This is a genomic window from Acidocella aminolytica 101 = DSM 11237 (assembly GCF_900129125.1).
In the GTDB taxonomy this organism is placed as follows: Bacteria; Pseudomonadota; Alphaproteobacteria; order Acetobacterales; family Acetobacteraceae; genus Acidocella; species Acidocella aminolytica.
The window spans coordinates 18,682-36,134 of the sequence record NZ_FQVJ01000015.1 but is presented as its reverse complement, the minus strand read 5'-3'; the positions used below and the strand labels follow the sequence as shown (position 1 = coordinate 36,134).

Here is a 17,453-nt window from a genome sequence, read left to right as displayed (position 1 = left end):
TCACACGGCGTTAATCCAGCACTTCCGCCGGGCCGAAGAACTCATAGCGCAGCCGCTCCTCCGGCAGCCCCAGCGCTGTGAGGGATTTCTTGATCGCCGCCATAAACGGTTTCGGCCCCAGGAAATACACATCGCAATCCAACCCCTCCGGCAGATAGCGTTGCAGATGCCCGATCTCTGGGCGTCCCCGCACGTCACTGTCGCCTTGCTCATACACCGTCACGCCGCGGAAACGCGGATACCGCGCGGCCCAGCCTTCCAACGTCTCCTTAAACGCCTGCACGTTTTTGTTGCGGGCATAATGCAGAAAGGTCACATCCCTCTTGCCATCGGCGAGGGCCGCTTCCGCCATGGCCAGGGTCGGGGTCACGCCAACCCCGCCGCTAATCAGCACCAGCGGGCTGTCCCCGTCCCGCAGCACAAAATCTCCGGCGGGCGGAAACACCTCCAGAACATCGCCCTCCCGAACCTGGTCGTGCAGGAAACCAGACGCCAAGCCATGCGGCTCGCGCTTCACGCTAATCCGGTAGCTGCGCCCATTGGCGGCGGCGGAGAGCGAATAATTGCGCCGCACCTCCTGCCCGTCAATCATCAGCTGCACGCCCAAATACTGCCCAGGCGTGAAATCCAGCACAGGCTTGCCATCCACTGGCTCCAGGTAAAACGACGCGATCTCCGCACTTTCCGCCACTTTGCGAGCAACGCGGAACGCCCGCCCCCCACGCCAACCGCCCGGCGCGGCGGCAAGCTGGTCGTAAATCCCCGCCTCGGCGCCAATCAGCTGATCAGCCAATTGCTGATACGCCGCCCCCCAAGCGTCGATCACCGCATCCGTCGCAATTTCCGCCCCCAGCACCTCGCGGATCGCCCGCAGCAGGCAGGCGCCAACAATCGGGTAATGCTCCGGCTGAACCTGCAACGCCACATGCTTGTTGATAATCTGCGCCGCCAGCGGCCCCAACGCCTGCAATTTATCGATATTGTTCGCGTACATCAACACGCTATTGGCCAAAGCGCGAGGCTGGGCGCCGCTGGCCTGATGCGCCTGATTAAACAGCGGCCGCACCTGCGGGTATTCACCCAGCATCACCTTGTAAAAATGCGTCGTCAGCGCCTCGCCGCCTGTTTCCAGCAATGGCACGGTGGCTTTAATGATCGCGGTCTGCTCAGGCGTCAGCATGACAGAATTATCCTTTTAAAATTTTCAGGAACGGGAAACAGCAACATCCCGGAGCGGCAATGGAAACAGCATCATCCGCAAACTGCAGGCGATCAGCCGCGCCTTGGCCACCACCGCCGATGCGGCTGGCGGCGGCAGGCAGACCTGGGCGCTGCTTTCCCACAGGCCCAGCCAGCGTTCGAACATGGCTGGATCAATCTCCGCCCGGTGGCGCATATGGGCCGGCACGGGCTGCCCCTTATACCGCCCCGACCCCAACATCACCGAGGACCAGAACGCCGAGAGCTTACGCAAATGCGCGGGCCAATCGGCAATCGCCATGTTGAACACCGGCCCCAGCACGGGGTCCACACGCACCTGTGCGTAAAACCGCTCAACCAGCGCGGTCAGATTTGGCTCGTCGAGACCTTCAACGATTTCCATGACAAACGACCCAATAAGATGCATTATGTATACATCTTATTGAAGACCCAAAAAACATGCAAGTGGAATGCATCTTTATGGACCCACCATGCGCCTGACCCAGTTTTCAGACTATGCGGTCAGGGTTGTGCTATATCTGGCCACCCACGCGGACCGCCTCTGCTCGATCCATGAAATCGCCCAGGCTTACGGCATCTCCCAAAACCATCTGATGAAGGTGGTGAGCGACCTCGCCGGGGCTGAGTACATACACAGCCTGCGCGGGCGCGGCGGTGGCATCCGTCTGGCCCGCCCTGCTGCAGAGATCAATATCGGCCAGCTTCTGCGCCATACCGAGGGGCAGATCGACTTGGTCGGCTGCGGCTCCTGCATCCTGGCCCCCGCCTGCGGCATGACCTGCGCCCTGCGAGAAGCCGTCGGGCAATTTTTCCTGGCGCTGGACCGTTACAGCTTGGCCGACATTATCGCCAAGGGCCGCCCCGCGCAGCTTCGCCAGATCCTGACCGTGCAATAATCAAACCGCCCCGGTCCATCGCAGGATGTAAATATCCATGATCCATCCATGCACCGCCCGCGCCGCTTTGCGCGCCTGGATAATCTCAGGCCCAGCCTCCGCCAGCGTCCCGGAAAGGATAATCTGCGCCGCCATGCCCAAATAAGCCCCCCACCAAATCTCCACCCCCTTCGGCGCCAGGGTTTGAAACGCGCAGCCGCCATCCAGCATCACCACCAGCGTCTCCACCCCTTGCGGCCAGCCGCCCTCACGCAACCGCCGCCCCGTGGTCACCAGAAACGGCGCACCGATCTCGTTCAGCACCATCCCATGCGCTGCTGTAAGCGCCTGGATGGAGGTAATCCCTGGCACCACCCGCACCTTCAGCCCTAACCGCGCCGCAATCCGCAAAGTGCTGTCGTAAAGAGAGGGATCCCCCCACACCAGCAGCGCCGCCTCACCGCCTTGCGGCAAGGTGCTGTCAAGCACCTGTTTCCAGCAGGCGGCAATGGCGTCGTGCCACGCCTCCACCCCGGCACGGTAATCCAGGTTAGCGGCATCACGCACCGGCAGATCGAACGCCACCAGCCTGGCTGTGTCATCACCCAGAACATCCGCGCAGATGCTCTGGCGCAGCGCCGCCAGATCCGCCTTGTCCGCCCCCTTGCGGGGAATCAGAATTACATCCGCCGCGCGCATGGCCTTTACCGCCTCCAGCGTCAGATGCTCAGGATTCCCCGTTCCAATGCCAATCAGGCAAAGCCGCGCCGTCACGCTGTTACCGCCGAGATCAAATGAAAAAAACTCCCGGACACCCGCCCGCGCCGCGATCCCGTTTCCGCCACCAGCTTGCTGTTCGCATCCATCACCTCCGCCAAGGGCGCATCCGGCTGCTCCAAAATCGAGGCGTAATGAAACTCATGCCCCGCCAACATGGCCCCCGCCGCATAGCCCGGCAACGGCGCGTTCAGCGTGGCCCGCCGATACCCCAGATGCATCCGGCGTTTCGCAAAAGATGTACACAACCCCAGCAGCCCCGCCATTTCATGGCTGATGCCATCCGCATCCACCAGCGCTTCGCCCAGAGCCATATAGCCGCCACACTCCCCATGCACCGGCTTTATCGTTGCAAATTCCCGAAGCCCCGCCAGAAACTTTCGCGCCCCCGCCAGTTGACCGGCATAAAGCTCCGGGTAGCCGCCGGGCAACCAGCACACATCCGCATCCCGCGCGGGGGCTTCATCCGCCAACGGCGAAAACGGCAAAATCTCCGCCCCCGCCGCGCGCCACCCCGCCAGCAAATGCGGATACAGAAAGGAAAACGCCGCATCCCGCGCCAACGCAACGCGCTGCCCTGGCGGCGTGGCCCGCAGCGCCTCGGCCCCCAGCTCGCGCCCCGCCGCCACCGCGCGCAGCCCCTCAATGTCGCAATATTGACTGACCAGATCCGCCGCACTCTCCAGCAACGCCTCCAGCCTCGGCAATTCCGCCGCCTGCACCAACCCCAAATGCCGCCCCGGCACGGTCACGTTTTCCTGCCTGGGCAACGCGCCGAACACACGCAGCCCGGCTTCACGCAGCCCCACCCGCAACAGCGCCTCGTGCCGGGCGCTCGCCACGCGGTTCAGGATCACCCCGGCAATCTCCACACCTGGGCGGAACGTCGCCATCCCCGCCGCCACCGCGCCCGCGCTCTGCGCCTGGCCGCGCGCATCCAGCACCAGCAGCACCGGCCAGCCCATCAGCGCCGCGATATCCGCCGACGCCCCGCTGCCCGCAGCACCCTTGTCCGCCACACCGTCGAACAGCCCCATGGAGCCTTCCGCCAGCGCTAAATTCCCCGCGCCAAGCCCCACCAGCGCCGCCATCTCGGCCTGCCCCATCGCCCAACTATCCAGATTAAAGCAATCCCGCCGCGCCGCCGCCCCAAGAAAAGCCGGGTCGATATAATCCGGCCCGGATTTAAACGGCCGCACCGCCACGCCCTGCCGGGCCCAAGCCCGCGCCAGCCCCAGCGTGACCGTCGTTTTCCCCGCGCCCGACGCCGGGGCCGCCACCAAAAGCCCCTTCATGCGGGGAAATGCGGATGAGGACCGGTGGGCCGGTAACGCCGATCATAATCCGCCGCATAAAGCCGTGAATGCTCAAACACCTCCGCGCCCAGCACCCGCCCCACCAGAATCAGCGCCGTGCGGTCAATCTCCGGCGCCATCATCGCCTCGATGCTCGCCAGCGTGCCGCGCACAATCCGCTCATCCGGCCAGGAGGCCCGCCAGACTACCGCCACCGGGCAATCCGCCCCGTAAAACGGCGTGAGCTCCGCCACCACATCCACGAGGCGGTGAATGGAAAGATGCAACGCCAACGTCGTCCCCGTCGCCGCGAAGGCCGCCAAGCGCTCCCCCTCCGGCATGGGCGAGGCCCGCCCGCCCAGCCGTGTCAGCACCAAGGACTGCGCCAAGCCGGGCAACGTCAGCTCCGCCCCCAACCCCGCCGCTGCCGCCGCAAAGGACGGCACCCCCGGCGTCACATCATACGCAATCCCCAGCATCCGCAGCCGCCGCAACTGCTCCCCCATCGCGGACCATACGGAAAGGTCTCCCGAATGCAGCCGCGCCACGTCCAGCCCTTGCGTGTCCGCCGCCTGAATCTCAGCGATAATCTCATCCAGAGACAACGGTGCCGTATTCACAACCCTTGCCCCCGCCGGGCAATGCGCCAGCACGCCCTCCGGCACCAGCGAGCCCGCATACAGGCACACCGGCGACGCCGAGATCAGATCCCGTCCGCGCAGCGTCAGCAAATCCGCCGCCCCCGGCCCCGCGCCGATGAAATGCACCGTCATGCCCCGCTCCTTTCCGCAATCGCCACCATGGCCAACCTGTCGGGCGAGGCCGCGCGCGCCCCCACCAGTCTGGCCCCCGGCCCCGCCGCGCACAAAGCCGCAGCCTCGGCCAAACTCCCCGTCCTGTACCGCGCCCACGCCCGGGCGGAGTGCGTCAGCGTCTCCATCCCCGCCAGCCGTTCCGCCGGCACCGGGATAATCTCCACCCCCAACACCTCCGCCAGCGCGCGCAAAGCCGGGTCCGCCGCCTTGTCCGCCACCGTGGCCAGGGCATTCACTTCCGCGCCCGCCAAAGCGTCGCGCAGTGACTCCAACCTCGCCCCGGTGCGAAACCCGAGCCCGGCCACCCTCACAACACCACACTCCATTGCAAAACCGGCCGCGCGGGCATCCAACCACGCATCCGCCCCAATGGCGCCGCCCCAGCCATCTCCACCCGCAGCAGCGCCCCGCCTTTCGCCGCCGCCCAGTTGGTGAACAGTGCCTCGCTCTCCAGCGTCACCCCATTCGCCACCAGCCGCGTGCCTGCGGGCGCCAGGGCCCAAAGCCGCTCCAGCAGCGCCGCATTTGCCCCGCCGCCAATAAAAATCGCATCCGGCATGGCCAGCGCGTCCAGTCCCTCGGGTGCGCTGGCCTGCAGAACATGCAGCCGCTCCTCCACCCCAAACGCCTCGGCATTGCTTTGCGCCCGAGCCGCCCGAGCCGCATCCGCCTCAACTCCGCTCGCCCGGCCCGTGCCGCTCGCCAGCAGCCATTCAACGGAAACCGACCCCGCCCCAAGCCCAATATCCCAGAGGTGCTCCCCCGGTCTTGGCCCCAACGCCGAAATGGTCAGCGCCCGCACTGCCCGCTTGGTGATCTGCCCATCATGCACGAACAGCTCATCTGGCAGCCCTGGCGCGCGTGGCAGGCCCAAGCCACCCGCCACCTCCACTGCCACGGCCACCGGCGCACGCCCCGGCTCTAAGGCGGCAATCTCCGCCACACTGCCCGCGAGCACACGCTCCCGCGCGCCACCCAGCGCCTCCAGCACCCAAAGCCGCGAGGCGCCAAACCCCATTGCCTCCAACCAAGCCGCGAATGCCGCCACGCTCTCCGCCCCACGCAACAGGCAGATCAATCGTGCGCCGTGGGTCAGATGCCGTCGGGCCCGGGCAAAAGGCGCGGCATGAAGGCCCAGACACACCACCTGCTCCAACCGCCACCCCAACCGCGCCGCCGCCAGAGAAAAACTAGACGGCGCCGGCAACGCCCACCACTCCCCTGAGTCCAGCTTCGCCGCCAGCACGCTTCCTGCCCCAAACCAGAACGGATCTCCCGAGCACAACGCCACCACCCGTGAGGACTTGCACGCCAAAAGCGGCGCCACCGAAAACGGCACCGGCCAATGCCGCCCCCGCGCCCCGGCCTGTGCCAAAACCAAATGCCGCGACCCACCAAACACAAACTCGGCCGCCGCCAGCGCCGCCTTCGCCTCGGCTGAAAGCCCCGCTAGCCCGTCCTCGCCAATGCCGATCACCGTCAGCCACGGGGTCATCCCCTTGCTCCCCACGCTACCACCGCGCCAAAACGCCAGCCATGCACCCAATCACCCCTCGCGTGCTGCTGCTCGGCGGCACCACAGAAGCCAGCCGCATGGCCCGCGCCCTGGCGGCAGCGGGCATCGACGCCATCTTCTCCTATGCTGGCCGCACGGAAACCCCGGTGGCGCAGCCTTTGCCCACCCGTATCGGCGGTTTTGGCGGCGCGGATGGCCTGGCCTCCTATCTGCGCGCGCACGCCATCACCCATCTCATCGACGCCACACACCCCTTCGCCGCGCGGATCAGCCGCAACGCCCTCACCGCCTGCGCCACCACCTCCACGCCCCTTATCGCACTCGAACGCCCGGCCTGGGTGCCCGATTCCACATGGCGCACCTTCGCCAGCCTGGACCACGCCGCCGCCGCCCTGCCGGAAGCGCCAACACGCATCTTCCTCGCCATCGGCAAGCAAAACCTCACCGCCTTTGCCCTGCACCCGGCGCATTTTTATCTGCTCCGCCTGGTTGACGCCCCCGGCACACGCTTGCCCTTCCCCAACGCGGCTTATGTGCTGGCGCGTGGCCCCTTCACGCTGGAAAACGACCTCACGCTCCTGCGCCACCACAGCATCAGCCTCGTTATCGCCAAAAACGCGGGCGGCGCGGGAGCCCGCGCCAAGCTGGACGCGGCCCGCCAGCTCGGTCTGCCTGTTTACCTCATCAACCGCCCCGCCTTGCCCGCACGGCCCACCGCTGCCACGCCAGAGGCGGTTTTGCACTGGCTGCATCACGGCACCGCGCGCGGCGTATAAACAAACCGCCCCGCTCTCCTGGTCTGGCTATTCCCCACCAGCACAATCGTCCGCATATCAGCCATATCTGGTGTAGCCTCGGCCAGCGTCACGGTGATTATCCGCTCATCCTCCGTGCTCACCGCGCGCGCGAAAATCACCAGCCGCCCCGGGTTGCATTCCTCCCGCAGCACCTCCAGCGCCCGCCCGAATCCCTCCGGCCGTGCCCTGGAGCGCGGATTATAAAACGCCATCGCAAAATCCCCCCGCGCGGCGCAGCGCAGCCGGGTCTCGATCACCGCCCAAGGCTTCAGATTATCGGAGAGATTGATCGCACAGAAATCATGCCCCAGCGGCGCCCCGGCCTTGGCGGCGGCGGCCAGCATCGCGGTAATCCCCGGCAGCACCCTCACCTCCAGCGCCGCCCAGCCAGCGTCTTCCTCCAGCACCTCAAACACCGCCGCCGCCATGGCGAACACGCCCGGATCACCCGAAGACACAATCACCGCCCGCCGCCCTTGCGCCGCCAAACGCAGACCATGCCGCGCCCGGTCCAGCTCCTCCCGGTTATCCGAGCCATGCAGGCACAACCCCGCCCACGCCGCCACCCGCGCCACATAAGGCGCATAGCCCAGCACATCCGTCGCTTGCGCCAGCGCCGCGCTCACCTCGGGCGTGATCAGCGCTTCATCTCCCGGCCCCAGCCCGGCAATGGCCAGCCAGCCGCTCATTCCCGCCCGGCCCCGCCATGCGCCATCACCACCGCGAAATAAGGGCAATCGCCCTCCGCCATCTCCGACACATGCACGATGCGCTGTTGCCGCGTGGTGCCGTGCGCCACCAGCACCGCCGCCTCCAGCCGCCCGGCCGCCACCAAAGCGCGTTTAATCTTTGGCAGGTTGCGTCCGGTTTTCATCACCACAAAGGCATCACTCTCGCGCATCCGCCGCGCCAGCTCATCTTGCGGTAACGTGCCCGGCAGAATGGTGAGAATATCTCGCCCCCAGGTAATCGGCCGCCCCGTCGCGGTCCAGCAGCCGGACATACCGGTTATCCCCGGCACAATCTCCATCTCCACCCGACCGCGCAGCCGCACATGCAAATGCATGAAGGAGCCATAGAAAAACGGGTCCCCCTCGCACAGCACCACCACCTCCTCGGTCGCGGCCAGCTTTTCCAGCCGCGTTGCCCAGTCATCGTAAAACCCGTTTAGAACACTGATATACGCTGCACTGTCGGCGGACAGCTCCGTGGTCACGGGGTATTCCATCGCATATTCCACGCACCCTGGCGCGAGCATCCCCTCCACAATCCGCCGCGCCTGCCCCTGCCGCCCGGCCTTGCGGAAATAAGCCACATGCCCCGCCCCTTGCACCGCACGGGCGGCGCGCAGACTCATCAGGTCCGGGTCACCTGGCCCCAGCCCGGCACAGATAATCCGCCCCATGCTCATTCCGCCGCACACGCGATGGCATTCACCGCCGCCACCGTCACCGCCGAGCCCCCCAGACGCCCCTGCACGCTCACAGCCGGGCAAGGCGGCGCCTGCATCAACGCGGCCTTGGACTCCGCCGCGCCCACAAACCCGACCGGGCAGCCAATAATCGCCGCCGGGCGCGGGCAATCCAGGTCCTCCAGCATGTTCAGCAGATGAAACAAAGCCGTCGGCGCATTGCCAATTGCCACCACCGCCCCGGCCAGATGCGGCCGCCACAGCTCCAGCGCCGCCGCGCTGCGCGTGGTGCCAAGCTGCCGGGCCAGGTCCGGCACGCTGCCTTCATGCAACGTGCAGATAATCCGGTTATTCGCGGGCAAACGCGGACGGGTGATGCCTTCGCTCACCATCCGCGCATCACACAGAACCGGCGCGCCCGCCACCAGCGCGGCGCGGGCCCGCCCGACCATGCCGGGCGTGAACCGCACCTGCGCTTCCAGCCCCACCAGCCCCAGCGCATGGATCATCCGGACTACCACGCCTTCTTCCTCCGGCGTGAAGCGCGCCAGATCCGCCTCCGCCCGGATGGTCGCGAAGGACTGGCAATAGATGGCCGCGCCATCGGTCTCGTAACTATGTGGCATTATTCGCTTCCAAAAATCAGCACCGGGCAACTGCACAGCGCTGCCGGGTCAAGGCCCGCGCGGCCATCATTGAAGGTGAACCCGCTTTCTCCGGCAATCAGCGTGAACTCAGCAGGCGCGGGATGCGCACAGCCCTTCCCGCACCCAGACACATGCAGCCGCGCCCCCGCCGGCAGATACCCCGCCAACGCCGCAGCCAAATGCCGCGTGGGGGCAAAGGCTTGGGCGCAATGGGGCGCGCCCGTACAGGCATAAACCCGCCACATCGGGTCGTCCGGGTTCAGAATCACCCCCGGCATCTCCGGAAGCGTGTCCACACCCGGCAGAAACACCGCCCGCCAAGGCGTCAGCCTGATCTCCTGCGCTACCGCCGCCAGCGCGGCCAAGCACTCTGCTTCCATCTCCCCGAAGGCGAACCCAACCAGCATCCCGCCTTCACAACGCCCCGGCACAGCTGGCGCCGCCGCTTCGGCTGGCACCGTATCCGCCTCGGGCGGCACATGTCCGGCGGCCAGATGTCGCCGCATCCGCCCCCGCCGGCCTGGCGCGCCATCACTTTCCAGAAACCACCGCGCCAGACGCAACAATGCCGGAACCGCCTCCGTCACCACCTCCCCCGCTGCCGCGCCATCCGCCCGCACCAGCAAGCGCCCCGCCGCATCGCGCTCCAGCCGGATATCGGCGGACACATCCCCCAGCACCGGCCGCGCCCCGCTATCCACAGCAAATCCAAACTTCTCCGGCAAAGGCGGCAGATTCGGCAACGCCGCCGCCAGCGCCTGGGCCAGCGCCAACGTGCCATCCCCTCTCCGCCAGAAGGGCGTGACGACAATATTCCGCGCCTGCTCCCGCCCAGCATCCGCATCCAGCAGCCCCAACGCGTGCAGTCCGTCCAGCAGCGCCTCATGCTGTGCCAGCGCCACGCCGCGCATCTGCAAATTCGCCCGGGTGGTAAGGCTGAACCGCCCCAGCCCCTGCACCCGCGCCAACGCCGCCAGCCCCTGCGCCTGCGCGGAGGAAAGCCGCCCCTCCGGCGGGCGGATACGCAATATCAGCCCATCCTCCGCCATCATCGGCCGCCACGCGCCAGGGCACCAGCCTTTCACATTCATGGCGTCGCCAAAGCCGCAACAATGGCGTTATTGCGCGTCTCCCATAGCCCCGCCGCGCGCAGCCGCGTGAACACATCCCGCATCCGCGCCAGCGCCGCCGGGTTTTCCGCCTCCAGAAACGCCGCCACCTCGTCCCGCCCCAGCGTCGCCTCAAAATACAGGTCGAATAAATGCCCCGGCACCGCCTGCGCCAGATTCGCGAAGGCCGCCATATGATCTAGCGTCGCCGCCAACTCCGCCCCGCCCCTGAAGCCATGGCGCATCATGCCCGCCACCCAGGCCGGATTCGCCGCCCTGGCTCGCACCACCCGGCCAATCTCCTCATTCAGCAGCCGGGCCAGCGGCGCGTCCGGCCGCGTGGCATCCAGATGGTAAAGCGGCGGCGCCTTTACCCCCAGGGCCTCCAGCGCCGCGACAATCCCGCCCTCATGCGCCGCATAATCCGCCGCCAGCAGCAAATCCGTCTCCGGCAGGTCCTGCACATGCACAAACCCATCCGTGCCCCGCAACCGCTCCCGCAGCGCCCCGGATGTTTCACGTGGAACGCCATCAACACCCACAGCCCATGCCGCCCCCGCCAGCCAGGCCCGCGCCGCCTCGGCCCTGGCTTCATCGGTAAAAATCACCGGCGCATCTCCCATCGCCAGCCCGTACTGCCCCGGACGCGGTCCAAACACGCGCGGCCCGCGCGCGGCATAGGGGTTCTCCCCCGGCATCTCCTCGCGTGCAGCCAACGCCTCAGCCCCGGCCGCGAACAGCTGCGCGAGATGCGCAAACACATCCCGGAACAACCCGGAAATCCGCAGCGTCACATCAATACGCGGGCGGCCCAGCAAGACGGGCGGCAAAATCTCAAAGCCTGAAACGCGGGCGCTGCTCTCCTCCCAACACGGCACCAACCCGGCCAGATGCAGCGCCATGGCAAACTCCTCGCCCGCATTGCGCATGGTGGCCGAGCCCCAGAGGTTCACCAACAAACTGCGCGGCCACTCACCATTCTCCTGCAGATGCCGCCGCAGCAGCTCCTCCGCCAGCTTCACGCCCTGCGCATGGGCCGCGCGGGTAGGAATCGCGCGCGGGTCCACCGCAAACATATTCCGCCCGGTCGGCAGCACATCCGCCCGTCCCCGCGCCGGAGAGCCGGACGGTCCCGGCACCACCCGCCGTCCCTCCAGCGCCGCCAGCAGCCCAGCGCGTTCCTCCGCCCCGCAGACACCGCCGCCAAACACATGCAGCCCGTCCCCAAACCGACTTTCTTTCAAATCGCACACAAACCGGTCAATCCGCGTGATCGCTTCCGCCAGCCCAGCATCCGCCGCCAGCTGCAAATCCCGCTCTACCCCCCGGGCCTGCGCCTCCGAGCGGATATCGCTAATCAGCCGCTCCCGCCGTTTCGGGTCCAGCCCTTCGGCGGTGGCATATTCATCCAGCAGCGCCTCCAGCCTTTGCAGATGCTCCGGCATCGCGGCGGGTGCCAGAGGCGGCGGCAGATGCCCAACCGTTACCGCCCCAAGCCGCCGCTTTGCCTGGGCCGCCTCGCCCGGGTCATTCACGATAAACGGGTAGATTACCGGCACATCGCCAATCAACGCCTCCGGCCAGCAATCGCCAGACAGCGCCACGCTTTTCCCCGGCAGCCATTCCAGCGTGCCATGCGCGCCCAGATGAATCAGCCCATCCACCCCCTGCGCCCGCAGCCACAGATAAAACGCCACATAGCCATGGCACGGCACAGCGGCGAGATCGTGATATTGCGCCTCACGCTCTTGCTGCGCCCCGCGTTCAGGCTGCACGGCGATCAGAATATGTCCAGACCAGACCAGCGGAAATCGGAACTCATCCGCGGGTTCGCCCCACGCCTCATACAGCTCAGTCCGCAATGTCGCGGGCAAGCCGCGCAACGCCGCCTGATACGCAGCCCCCGACCAAACCACCTCCCCGGCCTTGAACCACCAGGGCAGATGCTCAAGCCGCGCCGCGCCATACCCTGCCTCTTGCAAAAATCCCAGAATTTCACTGGCGGATTGCAAAGCATCCAACCCGACCGCATGGGCCATCTGGTCCGCCCGGCCCGGATAGCTGGAAAGCACCATTGCCATCCGCCGCGCCGCTGTGGGCGTCTCAGCCAGCTTCACCCAGGCGGCAATCTTCCCCGCCACCGCCTCCACCCGCTCTGGTTCAGCGCAGTGCACATGCCGGGCAAATTGCAAATCCTCGTCACGCTCACAGGCTGATTTAAAGCTCACCACGCCCAGAAACACCCGCCCGTCAATCTCCGGCAGCGCCACATGCATCGCCAGATCCGCTGGCGACAAGCCCCGTTCCGAGGCCGCCCACGCATCCCGCAGCGCGGTGGAAAATGCGACCTGAAACACCGGCACGCCCGGCCCATCCAACGGCGTTGCCCCGTTATCCCCGGCGGCGGAAAAAGCGGTGGCGTTCACAATCGCCACGGGCGGATGCGCCACCAGATGCGCCGCCACAAACCGCGCTGCCGCCCGCGCCTTCAGCGAGGGTAAAAATACCCCATACGCCTCAAACCCCCGGCGCCGCAGCGCCGTTATCAACGCCTCCACCGGCGCCACATCCGCCGCCACGAGATAAGAGCGGTAAAACACCACCGGCACACGCCGTCCCCCTTGTGGCGCCTTTTCTAAAATTCCGGCGCCCGGCTGGTAAAACCCAAAATCTGGCAGCGGCGCGGGGGCAAAATCCTGCGTGCCGCCCTGCCCAATCTCGTGTGCCAGCAGCGACAGCGCAGCCAGTGCCGCCTCCGGCCCGCCTTGGTCACATAACCGCCCCAACGCCTGCCGCCGCGCGGGCGCGAGGGTGGAATACCCCTCCAAAACCGTATCCGCCCGCCCATCGCCAGGCAGCACCGCCAGCTTCAGCCCGTGCCGGTCCGCCAGATCTCGCAAGGCACCCAGCCCATAGGCCCAGTAGCCTTCCCCGCCGATCAAACGCACCAGCACGGCCTTCGCCCCGCTTAGCGTTTTCTCAAAATACACATCCACCGAAACCGGGTGCCGCAGCAGCGCCAAATTCGCCAGCCGCAGGCTGGGCAGGACAATCCCCCGTGCCTTCGCCCCCTGCCAGGCAGCTGCAAACGCCCCCAAATCACCGTCCGAGAAAGACAGCACTACAATCTCCGCCGGGTCCTGGCAAAGATCATGCGGTGTCTCCGCCTCCTCCAGCCCATGTCTTTCCCGGAAGACGATATGCATTCTACCCGCCCAGCGCCGCCCGGATTATCTTGGCGTTCAGGTCATGCCGCTCAGCAATCACTACCAAGCGCGAGGCACGCGGTTCAGCCCCCCACGGCTTGTCGAACTGGCTGCGCACCCGCGCACCCACCGCCTGCACCAGCAGCCGCATCGACTTGCCAGTAATGGCCACATGCCCCTTCACCCGTAAAATCCGCTGCTCCCGCCCCAGATATTCAATCGCCGCTAGCAATGGCACGGCGCTCTCCTGCTCCGGCAGATCCACCACGATGGTCGCAAAATCATCATGCTCATGCGCCGCCTGCCCATCATGGTGGGAGGGCCGCGCATCCACATCATCCTCCGCCGCCGCGTCCAGCCCCAGCAGAACACGCGCCCCGATCGCCCCCTCCGTCACAGGGAGCATCGGCACTCGCCGGGGCAGCATCTTGGCCACCACCTCCCGCGCCTTGGCCAGCTTTTCTTCCCCGGCGAGATCCGCCTTGGAGAGCAAAATCAGATCCGCGCAAGCCATCTGGTCCCTAAAAACTTCAGAGAGCGGCGTGTCATGCTCATTGCCATTACGCCCTTGCTCAGGCGCGAACAGGCCTGAGGATACCGTCTCCGCATCCGCCATCGCCACCACGCCATCCACCGTCACGCGCGAGCGGATGGCCGGCCAGTCAAACGCCTTCAACAGCGGCTTCGGCAAAGCCAGACCGGAGGTCTCGATCAGAATATGATCCGGCTTTTTCTCTAGGCCCAGTAGCGTCTCCATGGTCGGAATAAACTCATCCGCCACCGTGCAGCAGATGCAGCCATTCGCCAATTCCACAATCGCGTCTTCCGGGCAATTCTCATCCGCACAACCGCGTAAGATCTCGCCATCCACGCCCATCGTGCCAAATTCATTCACCAGCACCGCCAGCCTTTTACCTCCGGAATGGGCCAGCAAATGCCGGATCAACGTCGTCTTTCCCGCCCCCAGAAACCCAGTGACGATGGTAACGGGAATTTTGGCAAGATCAGTCATGTCGCCTCCAAAGCTGGCAAACGGGCAATCACGTTTTTACGGAAAAGGGCAGGGCGCTCCCGCCAGGGCACAATGCCATCCTGTGTTCCGGCATACGCGGCGGCACCATCCAGAATCACGGCGGCATCCGCCTCGCTCACCGGCCCGTAAATATACGACCAGCGCCCCGGCCCAGAGAGCGCAATGCTCGCTCCGTGCTTGCAGGCGGAAAGGCATTCCACGGGCCGCACCGTCACACCCGCCGGCACATTCAAGGCCGCCAGCGCCGCATGCACCCGCGCCCCGGCACAGGGCTCGCCCTCCACCAGCGGCAAACCGGCCCGGCAAGTGATGCAGACATGCAAAATCGCGCCCATTCAAACCCCTCGCATCCATATGCGGAGCGGGCGCGCAAAACGGGGAACACGCGTTAACCGCGCGCAAAAAACCCGCAGCGGCACACCCCGTCCGCTCGTTCAAAACCCTTTGCGCTGGCAGGTCTCCCGGCTTGCGGATAGGGGCGATGAAGCCCTGCGGCGCCCGCCTTCCCGGCTTATCGCCAGTGGCATTGGGCAACCTCTCCGGTCACGGTCGCGGGGGCGGCTGCGATTCAGGGCGGGGCCCCTATCGCATTCCCTTTTGGCCTGACATAAGCCAGGCACCAGCACGGTCCCCCGCACAAGGCCGCATGTGCGGGGCAGAGTCAAGGAGAGCCGCCATGACCATTTCCCCTGATGACGTCGCCCGCCACGCCACCAAAATGGCCCGCATCAAGGCCGCGCGGGACAAAATCATGGCGGGCAAAACCGGGGAAAAAGGACTCGTCATCGTCCATACTGGGCCGGGCAAGGGCAAATCCTCCGCCGGATTTGGCATGATTCTGCGCTGCATCGCACACGAGATGCCCTGCGCCGTGGTACAGTTCATCAAGGGCGCGTGGGACACGGGCGAGCGCCGCCTGCTCACCTCGCATTTTCCCCATCTCTGCCAGTTTCATGCCATGGGTGAGGGCTTCACCTGGGAAACCCAGGACAAAGCCCGAGACATCGCTGCCGCCCAGGCCGGATGGGAAAAAGCCAAGGCCCTGATCCGTGACACGCGCAACCGCATGGTGCTGCTGGACGAAATCAACATCGCACTGCGCTATAACTACCTGGATATAAACGCGGTAACGGACTTTCTCCTCACCGACAAACCACCTTTGACCCATGTGGTCCTCACCGGCCGCAACGCGCCGTCGGCCTTACTGGAAGCCGCCGACCTCATCACCGAAATGGGCTCAACAAAGCATCCCTTCCGGGACGGCATCAAAGCCCAGCCCGGCGTGGAGTTCTGATGCGCGCGTTAATGCTGCAAGGCACGGGCTCAAATGTCGGCAAATCTCTGCTGGTGGCGGGGCTATGCCGCGCGGCGTTGCGGCGCGGGCTGAAGGTAGCGCCGTTCAAACCGCAAAACATGTCCAACAACGCCGCTGTCACGGCTGATGGCGGGGAGATCGGCCGCGCCCAGGCCTTGCAGGCCCTGGCCTGCGGCCTGCCGCCGGTCACGGACATGAACCCCGTGCTGCTGAAGCCTGAAAGCGAGTCCGGCTCCCAAATTATCGTCCAGGGTCACCGCGTGGCCACACTGAAAGCTCGTGACTACGCCGCGTATAAACCCAAACTCCTGGCCCCGGTACTGGAGAGTTTCCACCGCCTCAGCACCGCGTATGACCTCGTCATCATCGAAGGCGCGGGCAGCCCGGCCGAGGTCAATCTCCGCGCGGGTGACATCGCCAATATGGGCTTTGCCCAAGCAGCCAATGTGCCCGTGGTGCTGGTGGGGGATATCGACCGGGGTGGCGTCATCGCCCAGCTCATCGGCACCCAGGCCGTGCTGACGCCGGATGATGCCGCCTTGGTGCAAGGCTTCATCATCAACAAATTCCGCGGCGACCCGCGTCTGTTTGATGACGGTTACAGCTTCATCCAGTCCCGCACGGGATGGCGCGGTTTTGGCGTGCTGCCCTACTTCCCCGCCGCCACCCGCCTGCCGGGTGAAGACGCACAAGACCTCCGCCGCCCCCGCCCTGTCTCCATCGCGCCGGGCGCCGTGAAAATCGCCTGCCTCGCCCTTTCCCGCATCGCCAATTTCGACGATCTCGATCCCCTGCGAGCCGAGCCCGGTGTGGATCTCACTCTGGTCGAGCCCGGCCACCCCATCCCTGGGGATACCGCCTTGGTGATCATCCCCGGCAGCAAATCCACACGCGGCGACCTCGCCTTTCTGCGCGCCCAGGGGTGGGACATTGACTTGCTGGCCCATCACCGGCGCGGCGGGCGCATTTTGGGAATTTGCGGCGGCTATCAGATGCTGGGGCAGGACATCGCGGACCCGGACGGTCTGGAAGGCCCGCCCGGCACCACAAAAGGGCTCGGGCTGCTGAACATCACCACCCGCATGGCACACCAAAAACAGCTCGGGCTGGTGCAGGCCATCCACTCCGAAAGCGGGCTGCGGGTCTCGGGCTACGAAATCCATCTCGGCCAGAGCCAAGGGCCGGACAAATCCCGCCCCTTCGCCATGGTCGGCCCCCGGCCAGACGGCGCGCAATCACAAGACGGCCTCGTCATGGGTAGCTATCTCCACGGCCTGTTCCATGAAGACGCCTTCCGCGCTGCCTTCCTGGCCACACTGGGCGTCCCCATGTCATCCCGCCCCCACGCCAAAGGGATAAATACCGTATTGGATAGCTTGGCCGCGCATCTTGAAACGCATCTCAAGCTGGACTCGTTATTAACCCTGAGCGCCTGA

The 17,453-nt window shown here is 65.9% G+C and carries 18 protein-coding genes and 1 riboswitch; of the genes, 4 read left to right on the top strand and 14 right to left on the bottom strand.

Annotated elements, in window-relative coordinates; all coding sequences use genetic code 11:
* Positions 1-10: 10 nt before the first annotated feature.
* Together hmpA and BUB54_RS09720 are read right to left on the bottom strand one after the other, a co-directional pair.
* Positions 11-1,180: an NO-inducible flavohemoprotein gene (gene hmpA / locus BUB54_RS09725; protein ID WP_048878099.1), complete on the bottom strand. Its 1,170-nt coding sequence runs from the start codon at positions 1,178-1,180 to the stop codon at positions 11-13.
* Between the two features lie 24 nt (positions 1,181-1,204).
* Entirely contained in the window at positions 1,205-1,603 is a 399-nt protein-coding gene (locus tag BUB54_RS09720; RefSeq protein ID WP_048878133.1) for a group III truncated hemoglobin, read from the bottom strand.
* A gap of 67 nt (positions 1,604-1,670) precedes the next feature.
* On the opposite strand from BUB54_RS09720, the gene BUB54_RS09715 reads away from it, so the two are divergent.
* A complete protein-coding gene (locus BUB54_RS09715; RefSeq protein ID WP_306309126.1) occupies positions 1,671-2,117 on the top strand; it encodes an RrF2 family transcriptional regulator in 447 nt (148 codons plus the stop codon).
* On the opposite strand, the gene cobF is transcribed toward BUB54_RS09715, so the two are convergent.
* From cobF to BUB54_RS09690, 5 genes are read right to left on the bottom strand one after another with little or no spacing between them, the layout of a single operon-like run.
* Positions 2,118-2,870 (bottom strand): precorrin-6A synthase (deacetylating), encoded by a 753-nt coding sequence (gene cobF, locus BUB54_RS09710; RefSeq protein WP_048878100.1) that lies wholly within the window; start codon positions 2,868-2,870, stop codon positions 2,118-2,120.
* On the bottom strand, positions 2,867-4,168 hold the full coding sequence (locus BUB54_RS09705; RefSeq protein ID WP_048878101.1) for a cobyrinate a,c-diamide synthase: 1,302 nt from the start codon (positions 4,166-4,168) through the stop codon (positions 2,867-2,869). The genes cobF and BUB54_RS09705 overlap by 4 nt, the downstream gene beginning before the upstream one ends.
* Positions 4,165-4,941 carry a precorrin-4 C(11)-methyltransferase gene (gene cobM, locus BUB54_RS09700; RefSeq protein WP_048878102.1) on the bottom strand — a complete coding sequence of 259 codons (777 nt, stop codon included), beginning with the start codon at positions 4,939-4,941 and terminating at the stop codon, positions 4,165-4,167. The genes BUB54_RS09705 and cobM overlap by 4 nt, the downstream gene beginning before the upstream one ends.
* Positions 4,938-5,294 (bottom strand): cobalamin biosynthesis protein, encoded by a 357-nt coding sequence (locus BUB54_RS09695; protein WP_048878103.1) that lies wholly within the window; start codon positions 5,292-5,294, stop codon positions 4,938-4,940. Before BUB54_RS09695 ends, cobM begins: the two co-directional genes overlap by 4 nt.
* Complete coding sequence (locus tag BUB54_RS09690) at positions 5,291-6,478, bottom strand: bifunctional cobalt-precorrin-7 (C(5))-methyltransferase/cobalt-precorrin-6B (C(15))-methyltransferase (protein ID WP_048878104.1); 1,188 nt, start codon at positions 6,476-6,478, stop codon at positions 5,291-5,293. The genes BUB54_RS09695 and BUB54_RS09690 overlap by 4 nt, the downstream gene beginning before the upstream one ends.
* A gap of 41 nt (positions 6,479-6,519) precedes the next feature.
* On the opposite strand from BUB54_RS09690, the gene BUB54_RS09685 reads away from it, so the two are divergent.
* Positions 6,520-7,275, top strand: a complete 756-nt coding sequence (locus BUB54_RS09685) for a cobalt-precorrin-6A reductase (RefSeq protein ID WP_048878105.1) — start codon at positions 6,520-6,522, stop codon at positions 7,273-7,275.
* Here BUB54_RS09685 and cobJ read toward each other — a convergent pair.
* From cobJ to BUB54_RS09650, 7 genes are read right to left on the bottom strand one after another with little or no spacing between them, the layout of a single operon-like run.
* Entirely contained in the window at positions 7,251-7,985 is a 735-nt protein-coding gene (gene cobJ / locus BUB54_RS09680; protein WP_048878106.1) for a precorrin-3B C(17)-methyltransferase, read from the bottom strand. The genes BUB54_RS09685 and cobJ overlap by 25 nt on opposite strands.
* Complete coding sequence (locus tag BUB54_RS09675) at positions 7,982-8,707, bottom strand: precorrin-2 C(20)-methyltransferase (protein ID WP_199444674.1); 726 nt, start codon at positions 8,705-8,707, stop codon at positions 7,982-7,984. The genes cobJ and BUB54_RS09675 overlap by 4 nt, the downstream gene beginning before the upstream one ends.
* Positions 8,704-9,333 (bottom strand): precorrin-8X methylmutase, encoded by a 630-nt coding sequence (locus tag BUB54_RS09670; protein WP_048878108.1) that lies wholly within the window; start codon positions 9,331-9,333, stop codon positions 8,704-8,706. The genes BUB54_RS09675 and BUB54_RS09670 overlap by 4 nt, the downstream gene beginning before the upstream one ends.
* Complete coding sequence (gene cobG, locus BUB54_RS09665) at positions 9,333-10,445, bottom strand: precorrin-3B synthase (RefSeq protein ID WP_048878109.1); 1,113 nt, start codon at positions 10,443-10,445, stop codon at positions 9,333-9,335. Before cobG ends, BUB54_RS09670 begins: the two co-directional genes overlap by 1 nt.
* Positions 10,442-13,669: a cobaltochelatase subunit CobN gene (gene cobN, locus BUB54_RS09660; RefSeq protein ID WP_048878110.1), complete on the bottom strand. Its 3,228-nt coding sequence runs from the start codon at positions 13,667-13,669 to the stop codon at positions 10,442-10,444. Before cobN ends, cobG begins: the two co-directional genes overlap by 4 nt.
* Before the next feature lies 1 nt (position 13,670).
* Positions 13,671-14,681, bottom strand: coding sequence for a cobalamin biosynthesis protein CobW (gene cobW / locus BUB54_RS09655; protein WP_048878111.1), 1,011 nt, complete (start codon positions 14,679-14,681; stop codon positions 13,671-13,673).
* Positions 14,678-15,037: a DUF1636 family protein gene (locus BUB54_RS09650; protein ID WP_048878112.1), complete on the bottom strand. Its 360-nt coding sequence runs from the start codon at positions 15,035-15,037 to the stop codon at positions 14,678-14,680. Before BUB54_RS09650 ends, cobW begins: the two co-directional genes overlap by 4 nt.
* A 99-nt stretch (positions 15,038-15,136) precedes the next feature.
* Positions 15,137-15,341, bottom strand: a riboswitch (cobalamin riboswitch).
* A gap of 37 nt (positions 15,342-15,378) precedes the next feature.
* Between BUB54_RS09650 and cobO the strand changes: the two genes are divergently transcribed.
* The gene (cobO, locus tag BUB54_RS09645; protein WP_048878113.1) at positions 15,379-15,996 is read left to right on the top strand and encodes a cob(I)yrinic acid a,c-diamide adenosyltransferase; all 618 of its coding nucleotides are present in this window, start codon (positions 15,379-15,381) and stop codon (positions 15,994-15,996) included.
* On the top strand, positions 15,996-17,453 hold the full coding sequence (locus BUB54_RS09640) for a cobyric acid synthase (RefSeq protein ID WP_048878114.1): 1,458 nt from the start codon (positions 15,996-15,998) through the stop codon (positions 17,451-17,453). The genes cobO and BUB54_RS09640 overlap by 1 nt, the downstream gene beginning before the upstream one ends.

Bases quoted from the DNA above. Each gene is read 5' to 3' on its own strand.
- BUB54_RS09670 (WP_048878108.1), bottom strand. From the start codon at position 9,333: ATGCCACATAGTTACGAGACCGATGGCGCGGCCATCTATTGCCAGTCC.
- cobG (WP_048878109.1), bottom strand. From the start codon at position 10,445: ATGAATGTGAAAGGCTGGTGCCCTGGCGCGTGGCGGCCGATGATGGCG.
- BUB54_RS09705 (WP_048878101.1), bottom strand. From the start codon at position 4,168: ATGAAGGGGCTTTTGGTGGCGGCCCCGGCGTCGGGCGCGGGGAAAACG.
- cobJ (WP_048878106.1), bottom strand. From the start codon at position 7,985: ATGAGCGGCTGGCTGGCCATTGCCGGGCTGGGGCCGGGAGATGAAGCG.
- cobN (WP_048878110.1), bottom strand. From the start codon at position 13,669: ATGCATATCGTCTTCCGGGAAAGACATGGGCTGGAGGAGGCGGAGACA.
- BUB54_RS09640 (WP_048878114.1), top strand. From the start codon at position 15,996: ATGCGCGCGTTAATGCTGCAAGGCACGGGCTCAAATGTCGGCAAATCT.
- BUB54_RS09675 (WP_199444674.1), bottom strand. From the start codon at position 8,707: ATGAGCATGGGGCGGATTATCTGTGCCGGGCTGGGGCCAGGTGACCCG.
- BUB54_RS09720 (WP_048878133.1), bottom strand. From the start codon at position 1,603: ATGGAAATCGTTGAAGGTCTCGACGAGCCAAATCTGACCGCGCTGGTT.
- BUB54_RS09690 (WP_048878104.1), bottom strand. From the start codon at position 6,478: ATGACCCCGTGGCTGACGGTGATCGGCATTGGCGAGGACGGGCTAGCG.
- BUB54_RS09685 (WP_048878105.1), top strand. From the start codon at position 6,520: ATGCACCCAATCACCCCTCGCGTGCTGCTGCTCGGCGGCACCACAGAA.
- BUB54_RS09715 (WP_306309126.1), top strand. From the start codon at position 1,671: ATGCATCTTTATGGACCCACCATGCGCCTGACCCAGTTTTCAGACTAT.
- cobM (WP_048878102.1), bottom strand. From the start codon at position 4,941: ATGACGGTGCATTTCATCGGCGCGGGGCCGGGGGCGGCGGATTTGCTG.
- cobO (WP_048878113.1), top strand. From the start codon at position 15,379: ATGACCATTTCCCCTGATGACGTCGCCCGCCACGCCACCAAAATGGCC.
- BUB54_RS09650 (WP_048878112.1), bottom strand. From the start codon at position 15,037: ATGGGCGCGATTTTGCATGTCTGCATCACTTGCCGGGCCGGTTTGCCG.
- cobW (WP_048878111.1), bottom strand. From the start codon at position 14,681: ATGACTGATCTTGCCAAAATTCCCGTTACCATCGTCACTGGGTTTCTG.
- hmpA (WP_048878099.1), bottom strand. From the start codon at position 1,180: ATGCTGACGCCTGAGCAGACCGCGATCATTAAAGCCACCGTGCCATTG.